Genomic DNA, 16669 nt, shown 5'->3' with positions numbered 1-16669 from the left:
GTTGTTGGTCGATCCCTTAGGTGCCACAGAAGGTCTGGTAGCTGCCGAAGTCTTCCGGGGCTCCCTCGGCGTATCGCTCCAGGCCCGGGCGCTCCTCATACGGCGCACGGACAACGTCCACGAGCCGGTTGAACGGGCCGAGGTCGCCGTCAGTTGCTGCCGCGAGCGCTTCCTCGACCAGATGGTTGCGCGGTATGTACGCCGGGTTGGCCTGGTCCATCATGCCGGCGTCGGGCTGCAGGGCCAGCCACCGCTTGGCCCAGGCATCGTAAGCGGCGAGGTCCAGGACCATGCCCCGGACGGGCCGCTGGTTTCCACGCGCTGCCTGCCCGAGGTTACGGAAGAACCGCGTGTAGTCCACGGGCCCGTCCTTGAGTATGGCGATCACACCGTCCACCAGCTCAGAGGCTTCATCCGCCTCGGGACTCCCCGCCGCGCTTTGCTTCAAACCCAGTTTCGTTTTCATCCCGGTGAACCAGGCGTCACTGTACTGGCGGCGGAACGCCCCCAGCGCTTCCACTGCCGGGGCCACGGCTTGTTCCTGGTCCTCGTTGATCAGCGGCAGCATTGCCTCGGCCAGGCGGGCGAGGTTCCATTCCGCCAGCACCGGCTGGTTGGCGTAGGCGTAGCGCCCGCCAACGTCGATGGAGCTGTAGACCGCCGCCGGGTTGAAGGCGTCCATAAAGGCGCAGGGCCCGTAGTCGATCGTTTCCCCGGAGATGGTCATGTTGTCTGTGTTCATCACGCCGTGCACGAAGCCCACCAGCATCCATTGGGCCACCAGTGACGCCTGGGCGGCTACCACCGCTTCGAAGAGGGCAAGGTAGGGGTTGTCCGCCCGTGCCGCGGAGGGGTGGTGCCGGCTGATGGCGTGATCGGCGAGGCGCCGCAGGAGGTCCATATTCTCGGTGGCGCGCGCGTACTGGAAACTCCCCACCCGCAGGTGGCTGCCGGCCACCCTCGCCAGGACCGCTCCCGGAAGCATGGTCTCGCGGCGGACCGGACGGCCGGTGGCCGTCACGGCCAATGAACGGGTGGTGGGGATGCCCAGTGCGTACATCGCCTCACTCACCACGTACTCCCGCAGCATGGGCCCGACGACGGCCCGGCCGTCGCCGGCGCGGGCGAAGGGCGTGCGGCCGGAACCTTTCAAGTGGAGGTCCCGCAGCCTCCCGTGCACATCGGCCACTTCTCCGAGGAGAAGGGCACGGCCGTCGCCAAGCAGGGGTGAGTACCCGCCGAACTGGTGGCCGGCATAGGCCTGCGCCACGGGCGTCGCGCCCGCCGGTATGTGGTTCCCCAGAAGGAGCCGGACGCCCTCCGGCGACTGGAGGTATTCCGGATCCAGCCCGAGTTCGCGTGCCAGGTCCTCATTGAGGACAAGGAGCTTGGGGTCGGGTGCTTCCTCTGCCTGCCAGGGAACAGCCAGCTCCGGGAGTTCCCGGGCAAACCGCCCGTCAAAGGTGATTGTTGATTCAGCAGCAGCTGTCATTCTTCAAGCCTTCCCTCCTGGTGTGTTTTCCGGTTGATCAGCCAAGTGACGAACCAAAGGACCACGCCGATGGCCATCAGGCCGCCGGCAATCTGGTACTGGATGACGTTCCGGCCCACCCAGGGGCCGGCCAGGAAGGCGCACAGTAATGCCGCCACAAGCGGCAACTGCCCCGGCGAAGTGAAGAATACCTTGCGGTTGGGGTCCCGCTTGCGCCGCAGCACCAAGCAGGCCACGTTGACCACTGTGAACACGCACAGCAGCAGGAACGCGGTGGTGCCGGAGAGGTTGGCCACGATGTTGCTTTTGGGGTCACTGGTGACGTAAAGAATGAGTCCGAGCGCCAGGACCGTGGAGAAGACGATGCCGGCCCAGGGCGTGCGCCGGCCGGGCAGCACCTTGCCGAGAGCGCGTGGCAGGACGTGCTGCCGGGCCATGCCGTATATGAGTCGGCTGGCCATCAGCATGTTGATCAGCGCCGTGTTGGCCACGGCAAAGACGGCCAGGAAGGGAAAGATCCTATCGATCGGGAAATCCGGCGAGCCCTTGTGCACCACTTCCAGCAGGGCGGCACCTTCGGCCTCCCTGATGCCTTCCAGCTCCGTGGGCGTGAGCACGCTGACCACTGAGACGGCAACGAGCATGTACAACAGGACGGCGATACCCAAGCCGGTCAGCATGGTCCGGGGGAAGATCTTTTCCGGGTGCCGGGTTTCTTCCACCATGTTCACGGAGTCCTCGAAACCCACCATGGCGAAGAACGCAATGGAGGTGGCCGCGGTGACCGCAAGGAACAGGCCCTTGTCCTGGTAGTCGTTGAAAACAAAAATCTCGCCGGCGTTCCCCGTTCCCTGGAACATCACAAAAAAGCCGACGCCGATCACGATGCACAGGGCGAGCATCTCCACCATGGTGAGGACAACATTGAACTTCACGCTCTCCCCCACGCCGCGCAGGTTGATGAGGGCCAGGAGCAGCATAAAGGCCATGGCGACGGCGGTGATGACGCCCTGCCCGGGCTTGCCCATCCACCCGTTGATGTCCAAGCCGCCAAACAGGTTCTGGGCCAGGACGTTGGCGGAGGTGGAGGCGCTGGTGATGCCTGAACAGACCACGGCGAAGGCCACCAGGAAAGTGATGAAGTGGATGCCGAAGGCCTTGTGGGTATACAGGGCGGCACCCGCGGCCTGGGGATACTGCGTGACGAGTTCCAGGTAGGAGAAAGCCGTCAGCGTTGCCACCACGAAGGCCAGCAGGAACGGCAGCCACACAATGCCGCCCACTGTTCCGGCCATGGTGCCTGTCACGGCGTAAACCCCTGCGCCCAGGATGTCGCCGACGATGAAGAGCAGGAGGAGCTTGGGTCCCAGGACCCGCTTGAGCTCTGGCTCCTGGCCTTCAGGAGTGACGTCATAGACTTCTTCGGAAGTTGTGCTCATTCTCGACCTCCACAACGCATTGGGCCTCTGGGCCATGCCGTGCCTACCGGATAATTCACTCTCTACCCCGTAATTGGGTTTGGCAATGAGCCCGCCCGGCTGTTCCCGTCCTGCGGCGCCGGGTCCTGCCACCGCCGTCGTTCCGGAAAAGCCACCCGCTGGAGGTCGTGAGCGGCCACGACGTTTACCCGGGCGGCACGTGCGCCCGCCTGCGCAGCCAGCGGCGTGACGTCGTCGTACCTTGACGAAAAGTGCGTCAGAACCAGGGTGTGGGCGCCGGCGCGGCCGGCCAGTTCCCCGGCCTGCCCCGCCGTGAGGTGGCGGTACTGGCCGGCGAGCGCGGCGTCGTCGTCGCTGAAGGTTGACTCTGCGACGAGGAGGTCGACACCGTCCGCCAGTTCCTCTGCCCCCTCGCAGGGAGCCGTGTCCATCACGAAGGCGAAGCGCTGGCCGCGGCGTGGAACGCTCACGTCTTCCAGCTTGACGCCGGCCAGGGTGCCGTCGCGCTGCAGCCGGCCGACGTCGGGACCGTGGATGCGGGCTGCCGCCAGGCGCTCGGGCAGCAGGGAGCGGCCGTCCGGCTCCGTGAGCCGGTAGCCGTACGTTTCGATGCGGTGCTTAAGGGGCCGTATGTCCAGCCCGTCAGCCACTGTCCCTTCTCCGCCGTGCGGGTGGAGCCGCAGGTCGATGCCGGGCGAACTGATCGACACGAGGGCGTTGACCACATCCTCGCCTGATGCGGGGTAGTGGAGATGCACCGGGTGTTGCACGCCGTCCAGTGCCATCCGGGACAGCACGCCGGGCAGCCCGTAGCAGTGGTCACCGTGGACGTGGGTGAGGCAGATACGGGTGATGGACGTGGCGGAGACGCCGGCGTGGATCATCTGGCGCTGTGTTCCCTCGCCGGGATCGAAGAGCAGCCCTTCACCGTCCCAGCGCAACAGGTAGCCGTTATGGTTGCGGGTACGGGTGGGAACCTGGGACGCGGTGCCCAGGACAACGAGTTCACGCATGGCTTTAGAGAACCAAAAAGCAGGTTCCGGGAAAGCCCGGGACCTGCTTCCTGGTTCGTGCTGGTGGCTAGTGCCGCTTAAGCATGCCCATGATGCGGTGGGCCATGCTGCCGGACCTGGCACCCATGGCGCCGGTAGTGTTCGGTGTCCGGCCCGTGGTGTTCATCCCCCGGCCCCGGACCGTCCCGCCCGTGCCGGTCCTGCCGGCGAATCGTCCAGCGGCGTTCCTGATCATGCTTCCCAAGTTCATATGAAACTCCTTCAGTCTTGATCCTGCCAACCGATATTCATCAGCGTGCTTATCAGTTTAGCCCGGTTTTATGTCTGGGCCAGAGGTCTGGCCCCCTATTCATGAGGTGCGGGTCCTTGGCGCTCCTGCCAGATGCTCCCGGTCCTAGCGCTCCAGGTCGTCCGGCTCGAACTCGCTGAGCGGGGATCCGCCGAAGTTTTCCTGGTCATCGCTGGCGTCCGCTTCCCGGCCGGTGGGATCCTCGCCGAAGTCGACGTCCGCTACCGCCTCGCCCATAGTGGGGGTCACGGCCGGGACCTGCTCATTCCCGGCGCCGTCGCGGGTGGCCGCCATGTCGTCACGCAGCGTTTGGTCGCTCAGGAAATCCTCCTCCTCGCCGGAGACTTCATCCTGCAGCAGCGGATCCTCCTGCCAGCGGTCCGGGTTGTTTTCGGCCGCACCGGGGTAGCTGTCCGGCTCACCGCTGGTGACCGGGTCAAGCTCCAGCGAAGAGGCCGCACCGGGAGTTTCGTCCAGGAGCACGTCGTTTTCCTCGACAACCTCAAGCTCGTCGTCAGGCAAGTTCTGTTCCGTCATGATGATGCCTTTCTCGTGACCGGCTTTGCCAACAATAGTAAGCATACTGACGAATAGGGTGCCGTGTGAACCCGGCGGATATTCCGGTTCAGTGGAGGAGCCAGGAACTGTCCTGCGGACCTTCAGGCTTCCGCCGCAGTTTGCGCACCAGGACAATGAAGGGCCAGGCGAGCAGCTGGAGCAGGCCCGCAGTCAACAAGAGGCCGATGATCAGGACAATCACCGGTGAATAAAGCAGAAAGACTCCAACGGCGGTTGCGATATACCCGCCGATGAGCGCCAGAACCATGGAAGCGTCCAGTGTCACAGGGCATCCCTCGAAAGATGCTGGGGAACTCAACACCCAGCCTGAAAGGTGGCCGCCTGCTTCCTAACGGTTGCTCAAGACTACTCCCCCGCCCATCCCGGCGGAAGAAGCTGCACCACGGAGAGCCCCCAATGGCATGACCTTTGGCCCTGCAACTCCCGGCGCCCGGACGGCACGGTTCCTGCAGCTGATGACAGCTGAAGGCATGGCAACCCCAAGTCCCCACCACGTAGGCTGAACCGACATACGGCGCGGGCTGGACAGGGTGAGTGGTGGCTGCAGTAATTCTGGGGTGGAACCCGAGGGATGTGGGTCGCTGGGACTACCGCGCCGTCGTCGAACACGTGGCGGAGGCCGGGCGGCACCTCGAGCGATGGAACGCTGGCCAGCACCCGGACATTCTTCCGGAGGCAGAGGTTTGGCTCCTGCTGGAGGGCAACACTGATGCTTCCAGCGGCCTGATCGGCCATGGGGTAGTGATGTCCGTTCCGGACGACGACCGGGAGCTTGGAGACGGTGGCGCGTATTTCAGCATTGCATTCGACGCACTGCTCCCGCTCGGAGAACAGATACGTCCCGACATCCTCAGCGCAGCCGTTCCCGCGGTACCTTGGGGCGGCGTGGCAGCCGGCCCGGTTGCTGTTCCGCCTCAGGCTGAGGCGGAACTTCGGAAGCTGTGGCGGGAACAGGGGCCGGCGGCGGCTATCAGGCACACCGCACTCGTTCCGGGCGCCTACCCGCCGGGGGCAGTTACCAGGATCGAGGTGAACCGCTATGAGCAGGATCCTGATGCACGCCGTGTGTGCCTGGCATTCCACGGAACCTCCTGCGCGGCCTGCGGTTTCTCCTTCGAGGCTTCCTACGGCGAGGCTGGTACTGATGCCATCGAGGTGCACCATGCAGTGCCCCCCGTGATGCTGGAAGACGGGTACATGCTGGACCCCGTGGCTGACCTTGTACCGCTGTGCCCCAACTGCCACACAGTGGCCCACCTCGGTGTGGCCTCGCCCCGGACAGTATCGGAACTCCGGAACATCATCGCCGCCGCCGGGCATCTGCGGGGCGAGGTGGTCAGTGACCTTGCCCTCGAGGCGCAGGACGATGCCCGGCGGATCCTTGAGGGGCCGCGCGCCACGAAAGACCCGGACTGAGGCAGGCGGCATGACGCGGAGTACGGAATATGGCGGTCCGCACTGGCGGCGGGTACTGGCGGCTCTCGCCAACACTGACGCGCGGACCGCCTATGCGCAAATAGTCCTCGGCGCAGAATTTCCGGCAGTGCTTGCCGGCTCGAAGGACCAGCGGCGAAACCGGGCCATTGCCGCCCTGCTTGAAGCGGGCCTCGTGGAACGGAATGCCGCCGGCGGGCTGGTGGCACCGGAAGCCATTTTCCGCGATCTTCTTGCCCAACAGCCCCGCCGCCAGGCGAAGACCGGAGTGGACCGCTTTATGCGGCTGGGGAGGATCGAGCGATATCCGGCGAACGTGGCCGAGAGGCGGGAACTCCTGGCCTGGATTGCCCGCGAGGCGATCGGGCCCGGCGAAATCCTGACCGAAAGACAGGTCAACGAACGGCTCCTGGGCTATACCGACGACGTTGTCCTGCTGCGCCGCTACCTGGTGGATTTTGGCCTGCTGGAACGGACAGCCTCGGGATCCTCCTACTCCCGGCCGGAGTAAGAAGGGGGCGGGCGGCGCTGCACCCCCACCCAGGAAACCGCAGATCCTGGCGCTACCCCTTGACGGCTACAAAACGTTTTGCATATAGTGATCCAAGCAACATACAAAACGTTTTGCAAAGGAACGCAGTCAATGGCGACAAAGGTGAACATCCGGGACGTAGCGAAAGCCGCAGGCGTCTCTGTGACCACAGTGTCACATGCGCTCAGCGACGTGCACAGCTCCCGGGTCAATGCCCGGACCGTGGAGCACATCAAAGCCGTGGCCGGCAATCTCGGCTACGCCCCCAACCGGCTGGCAAGCGGACTGCGCAACCAGCGCTCCCGGATTCTCGGCCTGGTCAGCGACGAGATCACCACCACCCCTTTCGCCGGTGCCATGATCCAAGGGGCACAGGATGCCGCCTCCGAGCACGGACACCTGCTGATGGTGGTCAACTCGGGCCTGGACAACGAACTGGAGCGGCAGGAAATCAGCGCGCTGCAGCAGCACCAGGTGGACGGCGTGATCTACGCCCGCATGTACAACCAGCAGGTGTCCATTCCTGCGGAGCTGCAGTCGATGCCCACCATCGTGCTGGACGCCACCTCCGACAAACCGGAGTTGTCCTCAGTGGTGCCTGATGAGTTCGGCGCCGGTGAATCCGCTGCAGAACTCCTGGTCACGGCCGGCCACCGCCGGATCGCCATGATCAACAACGAGGACGACATCCCGGCCGCCCACGGGCGGCTCGAGGGTTTCCGCACCGGGCTGGCCCGCCACGGCCTGCAGCTGCCCGAGGATAGCCTAGTGACCAGCCGGCCCAGCACCGCCGGCGGACGGGAAGCGGCACTGAAGCTGCTGTCCGCTGCGGAAAAGCCCACCGCCCTGTTCTGCTTCAGCGACCAAATGGCCATGGGCGCCTACCAGGCGGCCGGCCACCTTGGCCTGAAGGTTCCGTCCGATGTCTCAATTGTCGGCGTCGACAACCTCGAACTCATCGCAGACGGCCTCTGGCCGGGCCTGTCCACGATGGCCCTTCCCCACTACGAAATGGGCCGGTGGGCTGTCCTGAAACTCCTCGACGAACTCGAGAACCCCGACGCACCACGGGTGCACCGGAAGGTGGCCTGCCCGCTTGTACAGCGGGATTCGGTCGCTCCACCGAAACACTGAACCAGGGCTGTACCGCACCAGGCACAGCCCCGAAACCTTTCCCGGAAAAAGGGAACGCAGCCGTTGCAGCGGCCGCGTTCCCAGCAGGACCCCATCAATCACCCTGTCCAAACAGAAAGACTGACCCATGAACAAGAAGTTCACAAAGATCCTGGCGACCAGCATAGCCGCAGCCGCCCTCACTGCCACCCTCGCCGGCTGCGGCAAAGGCAGCTCCTCGTCCACCACCGAAGGCCCGAACGAAATCACCATGTGGACCCACGCCGCCGGAAACCCCGCGGAACTGGCGGCGACCCAGGCCATCGTGGACTCCTACAACAAAAGCAGCGGTGCGAAGGCGCAGATCAAGGTGCAGGCTTTCCCGCAGGAGTCCTACAACGATTCCGTCGTCGGGGCGGCGTCGGCCGGAAACCTCCCCTGCATCGTGGACATCGACGGGCCCAACGTTCCCAACTGGGCGTGGGCGCAGTACCTCACCCCCCTGAAACTGTCCGCCGATCTTTCCAAGAATCTCCCCAGCACCGTTGCCAAGTGGCAGGGCGAGACCTATGCGGTTGGGTACGGCGACGTTGCCTTGTCCATGTTTGCCCGCAAATCCGATCTCGCCGCGGCGGGCGTCCGCGTCGCCACCATTGAGAAGCCGTGGACGAAGGACGAGTTCCAGGACGCGCTGACCAAACTCAAGGCGCTGGGCAAATGGGATTACCCGTTGGACATGGGTACTGCCGGCACGGGCGAATGGCTGCCCTATGCGTACTCGCCGTTCCTGCAGTCCTTCGGCGGAGACCTGGTCAACCGCACGGATTACCAGTCGGCTAACGGAGCCCTTAATGGCGACAAGGCTGTCGAATGGGCCAAATGGTTCCGCGGACTGGCGGACCAGGGCTTCATGGCGACCAAGAGCGGGAAAGACTCCACCCAGGACTTCCTGAACAACAAGAGCGGCCTCCTCTACACCGGTTCCTGGGCCGGGGACAAAGCCCGTGAGGCGCTGGGAGATGAACTGGTGGTTATGCCCACGGTGGACCTGGGCAACGGTCCCAAGATCGGCGGCGCTTCCTGGCAGTGGGGCGTCACCAGCGGCTGCAACAATACCGATGCCGCGATGGACTACCTGTCCTATTCCCTCAAGCCGGAAAACGTGGCTTCAGTCATCAAGGCAACGGGAGGCATCCCCGCCACTGATGAAGCCGCGGCCCTGATCCCGGCGTTTGCCGAGGGCGGTGCCAACCGTATCTTCATGGAGTTCTCCCGCAACTACGCCGTGATGCGGCCGGAAACCCCCGCTTACCCCTTCATCGCCACCGAATTCGGCAAGGCAACCCAGGACATCCTTGCCGGAGCGGATCCGCAGGGCGCGCTGGACAAGGCAGCCAAGGCGATTGACGCCAACATCAAGTCCAACGGCGGCTACCAGAAATAGCCGGAGATCCCGGGTACGACGACGGCCGGCGAGTGCCGCCGTCGTCGTACCCCAGGTCCTGTCAAGGAGACTTTCATGACCCTCAGCCCACTTCCCACCCGTCCGCCACAGGCGGTTGCGGCCCAAGCCGGGAAAAGCAGCGGTCCCGCCCGGCGCCGCCGCCCCCGCCCCGGTTTCCTCCGCGAACAGCTGAGCGGTTGGGGCATGATCACCCCCGCCGCCGTTCTGCTCCTGTTGTTTGTGTTCCTGCCGGCCATCCTGGGCTTCGGCCTGGCCTTCACCAACGCGCGCCTGATCTCCCCGCGGCCTGTGGAATTTGTGGGGGCAGACAACTTTGCCCGGCTCTTCACCGACCCCACGTTCTGGCGGGCCCTGCTGAACGTGACGTACTTTGCGGTGGTCGTAGTGCCGGTGCAGTCCGCTCTTGCCTTGGCGATGGCCCTGCTGATCAACAAGAAGTTCCGCGGCGTCAACTTCTTTCGCACCCTCTACTTCCTGCCCGTGGTCACGTCCATGGTGGTGGTGTCACTGCTCTGGATGTTCATGTACCGCCGCGAAGGCCTGATCAACGAAATCCTCTCCACGTTCAGCTTCGGGCTCATCCAGGGCGCCGACTGGCTCAACGACCCGGCCACCGCCATGCCGGCCATCATCGCCCTGTCCATCTGGCAGGCAGCGGGGTTCCACATGATCATCTGGCTGGCCGGACTGCAGAGCATCTCCGGTGAACTGTACGAAGCCGCGCAGCTGGACGGCGCCAGCCGCTGGCACCAGTTCCGCTATGTGACATGGCCGGGCCTGAAGCACACCCGCAGCCTGGTGCTGGTCACCATCACCATCCAGGCGCTGGGACTTTTTGACCAGGTCAGCGTGATGACCCAGGGCGGCCCCCTGGATTCCACCACCACCGTCATCTACGAGGCAGTCCGGTCCGGATTCAAGCAGCAGGAAACCTCCTACGCCTCGGCCATCTCGCTCGTATTCTTCGTCCTGGTGCTGCTGATTTCCGCGGTGCAGCGCTACCTGACCCGAGAGAAGGACTGACATGCTGCAGACCCTCAAATCCGCGAAGCTGGGGAGCTTCGGAACCATGGCTGTGCGCATCCTGTTCGCCGCCGTCGCAGTTTTCCCCATCGTGTTCATGCTGGTGTCCTCCCTCAAACCGGACCAGCAGATTTTCGGTGACATGTCCTCCGTGGCGGCCTTCCTGCCCATCGGGAACATCTCACTCGATAACTACGCCGCAGTGTTCGACCGGGTGCCCGCCGCCCGGTTCATGATCAACTCCATCGGGGTGTCCGCAGTGACGGTGGTGCTGGGCATCTTCATCAACAGCCTGTGCGCCTTCGCCCTCTCCCGCATGGAGGTCCGTGGCAAGCGGATCGTCTTCGGCGCCATCCTGGCCACGCTGATTGTCCCGTTCCAGACCCTCGCGCTGCCCCTGGTGTGGTGGGTCAACCAACTGCCCTACTTTGAGCTCGACGGCTTCAGCCTGGAGTTCTCAAAGGGCTGGCTGGACACCTACCAGGTCCAGATCATCCCGTTCATTGCCAACGCGTTCTCCATCTACCTGTACCACCAGTACTTTGAATCCATCCCCAAGGAACTGGACGAAGCAGCACGGATCGACGGTGCAGGCTGGTTCAAGATCTACCGGCAGGTGGTCATGCCCCTGGCAGGCCCCGCCACGGCCACAGTAGCCATCCTGACCTTCCTGCCCGCCTGGAACTCCTACCTCTGGCCGCTCATGGTGGTCCAGTCCGAGGAACTGCGGCCCGTGATGATCGGCATCCAGTACTTTTTCCAGCTCAATGTCTCCTGGGGCGAAGTGATGGCCTACGCCTCGCTGATCACCGTTCCCGTGGTGATCCTCTTCATTGCCTTCCAGAAGTCCTTTATCAACAGCATCGCCTCCAGCGGCGTGAAAGGCTGACCATGACTTTCCCGACGACGGCTGCCGCGCCTGCCGCGGTAGCGGTTCCGGATGCCCTGGCGGTTCCCGTCATCGATCCGTTCCGCCCGGAGTTCCATTACACCGCCGAACGCAACTGGCTCAACGACCCCAACGGGCTGGTGTACCTCAACGGCACCTACCATCTCTTCTACCAGCACAACCCATTCGGCCCGGACTGGGGCAACATGTCCTGGGGCCACGCCACCTCCCGGGACCTGCTCCACTGGGACGAGCAGCCCGTGGCCATCCCCTGCGACGGGTCCGAGGCGATTTTCTCCGGCTCCGCGGTATTTGATGAGCACAACACCAGCGGGCTTGGTACGGCGGCCACTCCCCCGCTGGTGGCTATCTACACCAGCGCGTACAGTGCCGCCTCACCGCTGGCGGGCCGGCAGGCGCAGTCCCTCGCCTACAGCCTGGACGAGGGAAGGACGTGGACGAAGTACCAGGGCAATCCCGTCCTGGACCGCGCGTCCGCGGACTTCCGCGACCCCAAGGTTTTTTGGTACGACGGCGGAGCCGGCAGTTACTGGGTGATGGTCGCCGTGGAGGCAGTGCAGCGCCAGGTGGTGCTGTACAAGTCTGCGGACCTTGTGGCCTGGGAGCACTTGAGCACTTTCGGGCCCGCCAACGCCACCGGCGGGGTATGGGAGTGCCCGGACCTCTTCGAGCTGCCCGTGGACGGTGATCCTGAAGACACGAAGTGGGTCCTCATCGTGAACCTCAACCCGGGAGGGGTGGCCGGCGGGTCAGCCGGGCAGTACTTCCTGGGCGGGTTCGACGGCGTGACGTTCCGGTCCGAGTCCACCGTCACGGAGGGCCTCCAACAGGATGGCAGCCGGATGCGGGACTACGGCTGGCTGGACTGGGGGCGTGATTACTACGCTACCGTCTCGTTCAGCAACGCGCCGGACGGCCGCCGGATCATGATCGGCTGGATGAACAACTGGGACTATGCCGGATCCACGCCCACCGGGGACTGGCGCAGCGCCATGTCCCTGCCCCGGGAAGTCTGCCTCGCCCGGGTGGACGGGCAGGTGGTGCTGCTGCAGGAGGCCGTCGACCCGTTTTCGGGGTCCGAATCAGCGATCTTCCAACTCGGGCCGCAGTCCCTGGCGCCTGGCGTCCTTGAGCTTCCTGCCACTGCAGCCGTAGCGCGGATTGATGTGGAGTTCGAGCCCGGTACCGCGGACACTGTGGGGCTGGTGGTCCGGGCCGGAGGTGAGGGCGACGAGCGAACGCTCCTCACCTACGACGTTGCCGCGGGAGTGCTTTATCTGGACCGGCGCGAGTCGGGGCACGTATCTTTCCACGGGACTTTCCCCTCTGTTGAACGCGTGGCAGTGCCCTTGCAGGAAGGCCGGCTGCGGCTGCGGATCTACCTTGACCGCTGCTCCGTGGAGGTCTTCGCCCAGGACGGGCTCGCCACCATTACCGACCTGGTGTTCCCCGCTGCGGCGAGCACGGCGCTGGCGGTCTTCGCCGAAGGTGAGGGCGCGCACCTGGCGGCGCTCGCCGTCGTCGGCTGCTGAAGCAGTATGAGCGTGCCTGAAGCGGGTACCCGCGGCTCACATTAGGGGCTGACTGCGTAGTTGCCACGCCGAAAAACGGGTAAGCCATCCCCGCGGCCCCGCTCCTACACTTGATCATGGATACCATCCCGGCAGTGTTGCTGGTTTTGGCTGCGGCGATCGCCTGGCTGGGGCTGACGGTATTCGTACTCCTCCGATTGCGCCGCCGCAGGAGGGGATCCTCGGTGGTGGCTTCGGCTCCGGAGTCCGCCGATGGCGGCCATGTCCACAGGCCTTGGCGCCGCGTCCGCAGGCCGACGGGCAGCACGCCGGCAGGGCGGCGCAGACTCAGCGTCAGGAAGGTCCGCGGGTGAGGGGTTCCCGGACCCACAAAATTCCATCAAATATCTGTAACTCAACACTCACATCGCCCCCGCCGGGGTTATCCTCAAAATGCGTATCCAGTTGCGGGGGCATCCGGGCGGGGGGCTAGGCGCACCCGCGGTGTGAGTGCCGCGGGCCAGTTTCATCATTGTGTTCATTCCGGGAAACCGGGCGGATTTCAAAGGAAACGAGCATGGGCCGCCGGCACGCAGCATCTGACGTGAGTTATCCGCGCTGGATCTGGGTGGCCGCGGCGGCCGCCGTGGCGCTCCTTATTGTGGGCGGCGGATTCCTGCTGCGGGTGGTGATCTTTCCCGGCGGCTCAGGTGAGGGCGGCACCTCGGGCGGGGATGGCAACCCACCCCCGGCAGGCGAACCCTTGGCGCAGGACTCTCCTGCTGCCGCCGCCGGGGCCTCGCCCTGCATTCCCTTGACCATCCTCACGTCGCTGGAGAACGCCGACATGGTCCGCGCCCTGGCATCCGAGTACGCGGCGAAGCCCCGCAGCGTGGACGGCAAGTGTGTGACGCCGGCGGTGACGCAGGAAACCTCGGGAGCCGCAGCCAGCAAAGTGGCCGCCCGGTTCCCCGGCACTGCGTCCGCTGACAAACCCGCCATCTGGCTGCCCGACTCCTCCGCCTGGTTACATATCGCCAGGAAAGCTGCCGCCGGCAGCCCTGTCCCGGAGGAAGGAACCAGCATCGCCCGCAGTGCGATCGTCGTCGCGATGCCGGAGACCATGACAAGTACCCTCGGCTGGGATACCGATCCGCCGTCGTGGTCTGACGTCTTCAAGATGGCTGGTGAGCAGGACGTCTGGGAGCGCCTCGGCCACGGCGACTGGGGGAAATTCAAGTTCGGCAAAGCCAGCCCGCTCGTCTCGACCTCGGGCCTTATGGCCCTGGCTGCGTCTTACGGTGCCGCCGGCGGCAGCGTGGGCGGCCTGGACGGTACGGACCTGGAAGCGCCGTCCCTGGTGGAGAAGGTGCGCGCCGTGGAACTGGGAACCAGCCACTACATGGCCACCCCGGAGCATTTCCTGTGGCACGCCAGGGAGGCTGACAACGCGGGGAGCGTTTCCGAGTTCCTCTCCGCTGTGATCGTGGATGAGAAATCAGTCTGGGACTACAACCGGGGCGTAGTCAGCGAGGACGGAAAAACGAAAAAACCCGGGCCCGCGCCCAAGGAGCCCCTCAGGGCAATCTACCCGCAGGACGGCGTGCACGTGGCGGACAACCCGGCGGCAATCCTTGAGGGAGATTGGGTGGGGAACCAGCAGCGCCTTGCAGCCCGGGACTTCCTTGCCTTCGCCGTGACAGAGCAGGGCCAATACGTTGTCCAGGCCTCGGGGTACCGGAGCATCCAAGGCAACCTGGACGCCGGGGTGGCAGAAACCGGACGGTACGCCCGGACGCTCCAGCCGCTGCCACTGCCCAAGGCGGAGGCTTTGGTGGCCATGCAGGACAGCTTCCCCGAGGTGCGCAAACGGGCCAGGGCCTTGTTCCTGCTGGATGTCTCGGACTCCATGGTGCAGGAACCCGGAGTCACCAAGTTGCAGCGGGCCAAAGATGCCGTGCTGAAAGCACTGGACCATTTCACGGGGGATGACGAAATTGGACTGGCCGCCTTCTCCCATGAAGGCGACGGACCCCTGCAGCCCGGAGTCGTCAGTCCGGTGGCGCCCTTCAAGACCAACAAATCGGATATCGTCGCCAAACTTGGCGAGCTCCAAGCGGTGGAAGCTACGCCTCTGTTCGAAGCCGTGAGCCGCTTTGCGTCCGATCAGGCCAAGGACTACAAAGACACCTTCATCAACACCATCGTGCTGCTGAGTGACGGCAAAAACGACACCCGCCACCCGGGAGACCTCGGCGGGCTCTCAGAACAGCTGAGCCATCAGAACCACTCGACGCCGGTGCTTGTCTTTACGCTCGCCTACGGACCCGACGCCGACGTCCCCACTCTGCTGCAAATCGCCAAGGCCAGCGGTGCGCACTACTACGACGCCACCGATCCGACCCGGCTCGAAGAGGTACTCGGCGAACTGGTGACCAGCTTCTAGGTAAGCGCCAGGCTTCCTGCGGCCTTCGGCGCGTCTGCTTCTTCGTTGGGGGCTTCCTCGCTGGGGGCTTCCTCGAACGGCGCTTCATCGTCGTCGGGCGCCTCTGCCAGCGGCGTTTCTGCCAGGCCCAGCTCTGCCAGCAGCGAGGGATCGTCGAAGGCATCCGCAACACATCGGATCAGCGCCGGCGGCACCCGGAAATGCGTGTCGATGGTCAGCAGCCCCAGTTCCGCGAGCTCCTCCAACCGGCCCACGGCCACCTTGGTCAACAGTCCGGCTGCTTTCTTTTCTTCGTCGGGAGCGTGATCAGGTGCCGCCAGCACGCGTTCCACCAGCAGTGGTTCCGCGGTGGCCGCCGCCAGCAGGACGGATACCTGTACGGCTGCGATGGTGCGCTCCCAAGGCTGGTCAGGATCGAGCCGGAGCACGGCCTGCTCCAGGAAGCACGAGGTGAACATGATGAACTCGTCCAGCTGCTCGGCCACACTGCCGTCCAGGAAGTGTGCGGGATCCTCGAACGGCACCACTTTCGTGGGCTTGACCCTAATCAGCTCGGCCGCCTGGAGTGTCGCCCAAATCTCGGCAAGCAGGGGCACCTCGTACATGCTACGTACCGTGAGGACATCGCCGGCCGGATCCGCCTTCTTGGTACCGCCCTTGGCTGAGACACCGACGCAGGCGGCCGCCTCTTCAATGTCCCGCAGGCGGAGGGCGCCCGTTCCGGTAACAGGCTTCCCGTCACCGATCCATTGCAGCAAGGCTGTTGCTTTCTGGATCAGGGGCAGGCCGGTGAAAACTGCCAGGGCCTGGTCCTCGGGAATCTCCGGAACCTGGATGGTCTCCTGCCCGTCTTCACCGCCGGCCAAACCTTCGAAAAACTCCAGCACCTCGGCCAGGAGTTCCGCTGTCCCGGTCCAGCGGCCGGTTTCCGAGAGGAACTCGACGTAGCTGTGGACCGAATCAACGATCAGAGCAACCTGTTCCGGGTCCACGACGTCGGGGGCTTGTGCGCGCGCGGCGGCCGAGACTTCCTCCGCGACGGCGTTGGCCAGGGCAGCCGGGTCGAAGCTCGTCACGTCGGGCGCGGCCGTCATCTCCAAGTAGCGGCTCATGGTGGGCTCCATCAGCTTCAGGTACTGCAGGGCTGCAGCGCCTGCGCCGGGCGTGCCGTCGTCGAACCACTGGACATAGGCCGGCGCCAGGGCGTCCAGGGCCCGGCCGGCACGGAAAGAACTGAGCGAGACCGGAGCCTGGCGTCGTTTGTCCGCCGAAGTCTTGCCTGCGCGCCGGTTCTTACTGTTCTTGCCCAAGGGGTACCTAACTGCTGGAGAAATGTTGCTCGAACGACGCTACTGATTTCGACGGCGGCATGCCACTTTCGGGGCTGAGTGCCCGGCTGTTCGAGATTCATGCAGTTCCCCGC

16 protein-coding genes are annotated in these 16669 nt (G+C 64.8%); 9 read left to right on the top strand and 7 right to left on the bottom strand.

Translation table 11 applies throughout. The features are described 5' to 3' along the window. Positions 1–16: 16 nt before the first annotated feature. The 6 genes from ARTSIC4J27_RS09080 to ARTSIC4J27_RS09055 form a co-directional block, all read right to left on the bottom strand. A complete protein-coding gene (locus ARTSIC4J27_RS09080) occupies positions 17–1492 on the bottom strand; it encodes a protein adenylyltransferase SelO (RefSeq protein ID WP_050054876.1) in 1476 nt (491 codons plus the stop codon). After that, positions 1489–2931, bottom strand: a complete 1443-nt coding sequence (locus ARTSIC4J27_RS09075; protein WP_050054875.1) for an APC family permease — start codon at positions 2929–2931, stop codon at positions 1489–1491. The genes ARTSIC4J27_RS09080 and ARTSIC4J27_RS09075 overlap by 4 nt, the downstream gene beginning before the upstream one ends. Positions 2932–2993: 62 nt before the next feature. After that, positions 2994–3944, bottom strand: coding sequence for a ribonuclease Z (locus tag ARTSIC4J27_RS09070; RefSeq protein WP_050054874.1), 951 nt, complete (start codon positions 3942–3944; stop codon positions 2994–2996). Between the two features lie 67 nt (positions 3945–4011). Next, positions 4012–4194: a hypothetical protein gene (locus tag ARTSIC4J27_RS09065; protein ID WP_050054873.1), complete on the bottom strand. Its 183-nt coding sequence runs from the start codon at positions 4192–4194 to the stop codon at positions 4012–4014. Between the two features lie 144 nt (positions 4195–4338). After that, positions 4339–4770, bottom strand: a complete 432-nt coding sequence (locus tag ARTSIC4J27_RS09060) for a hypothetical protein (protein WP_050054872.1) — start codon at positions 4768–4770, stop codon at positions 4339–4341. 88 nt (positions 4771–4858) lie between these two features. Beyond that, positions 4859–5077: a hypothetical protein gene (locus ARTSIC4J27_RS09055; RefSeq protein WP_235436612.1), complete on the bottom strand. Its 219-nt coding sequence runs from the start codon at positions 5075–5077 to the stop codon at positions 4859–4861. A 272-nt stretch (positions 5078–5349) separates the two neighbouring features. Between ARTSIC4J27_RS09055 and ARTSIC4J27_RS09050 the strand changes: the two genes are divergently transcribed. From ARTSIC4J27_RS09050 to ARTSIC4J27_RS09015, 9 genes are all read left to right on the top strand, one after another. Then, entirely contained in the window at positions 5350–6228 is an 879-nt protein-coding gene (locus ARTSIC4J27_RS09050) for an HNH endonuclease (protein ID WP_050054904.1), read from the top strand. Between the two features lie 10 nt (positions 6229–6238). Next, entirely contained in the window at positions 6239–6757 is a 519-nt protein-coding gene (locus ARTSIC4J27_RS09045) for a DUF2087 domain-containing protein (RefSeq protein ID WP_050054871.1), read from the top strand. A 132-nt stretch (positions 6758–6889) separates the two neighbouring features. Then, entirely contained in the window at positions 6890–7912 is a 1023-nt protein-coding gene (locus tag ARTSIC4J27_RS09040; RefSeq protein WP_050054870.1) for a LacI family DNA-binding transcriptional regulator, read from the top strand. 127 nt (positions 7913–8039) lie between these two features. Beyond that, positions 8040–9335, top strand: coding sequence for an extracellular solute-binding protein (locus ARTSIC4J27_RS09035; RefSeq protein WP_050054869.1), 1296 nt, complete (start codon positions 8040–8042; stop codon positions 9333–9335). A gap of 75 nt (positions 9336–9410) precedes the next feature. Next, positions 9411–10379, top strand: coding sequence for a carbohydrate ABC transporter permease (locus ARTSIC4J27_RS09030; protein ID WP_050054868.1), 969 nt, complete (start codon positions 9411–9413; stop codon positions 10377–10379). A gap of 1 nt (position 10380) precedes the next feature. Further along, on the top strand, positions 10381–11268 hold the full coding sequence (locus ARTSIC4J27_RS09025) for a carbohydrate ABC transporter permease (RefSeq protein WP_050054867.1): 888 nt from the start codon (positions 10381–10383) through the stop codon (positions 11266–11268). A gap of 2 nt (positions 11269–11270) precedes the next feature. Further along, positions 11271–12821, top strand: a complete 1551-nt coding sequence (locus ARTSIC4J27_RS09020; protein WP_083435388.1) for a glycoside hydrolase family 32 protein — start codon at positions 11271–11273, stop codon at positions 12819–12821. A gap of 116 nt (positions 12822–12937) precedes the next feature. Next, positions 12938–13174, top strand: coding sequence for a hypothetical protein (locus ARTSIC4J27_RS22470; RefSeq protein WP_152683823.1), 237 nt, complete (start codon positions 12938–12940; stop codon positions 13172–13174). Between the two features lie 203 nt (positions 13175–13377). Continuing rightward, a complete protein-coding gene (locus ARTSIC4J27_RS09015) occupies positions 13378–15246 on the top strand; it encodes a vWA domain-containing protein (RefSeq protein ID WP_050054866.1) in 1869 nt (622 codons plus the stop codon). On the opposite strand, the gene ARTSIC4J27_RS09010 is transcribed toward ARTSIC4J27_RS09015, so the two are convergent. Beyond that, positions 15243–16556, bottom strand: coding sequence for a hypothetical protein (locus ARTSIC4J27_RS09010; protein WP_050054865.1), 1314 nt, complete (start codon positions 16554–16556; stop codon positions 15243–15245). The genes ARTSIC4J27_RS09015 and ARTSIC4J27_RS09010 overlap by 4 nt on opposite strands. Between the last annotated feature and the right edge of the window lie 113 nt (positions 16557–16669).

The sequence above is a fragment of the Pseudarthrobacter siccitolerans genome (assembly GCF_001046895.1).
GTDB classification, from domain to species: Bacteria; Actinomycetota; Actinomycetes; order Actinomycetales; family Micrococcaceae; genus Arthrobacter; species Arthrobacter siccitolerans.
The sequence above is the reverse complement of the archived record's forward strand: the minus strand, read 5'-3'. Positions and strand labels throughout refer to the sequence as shown.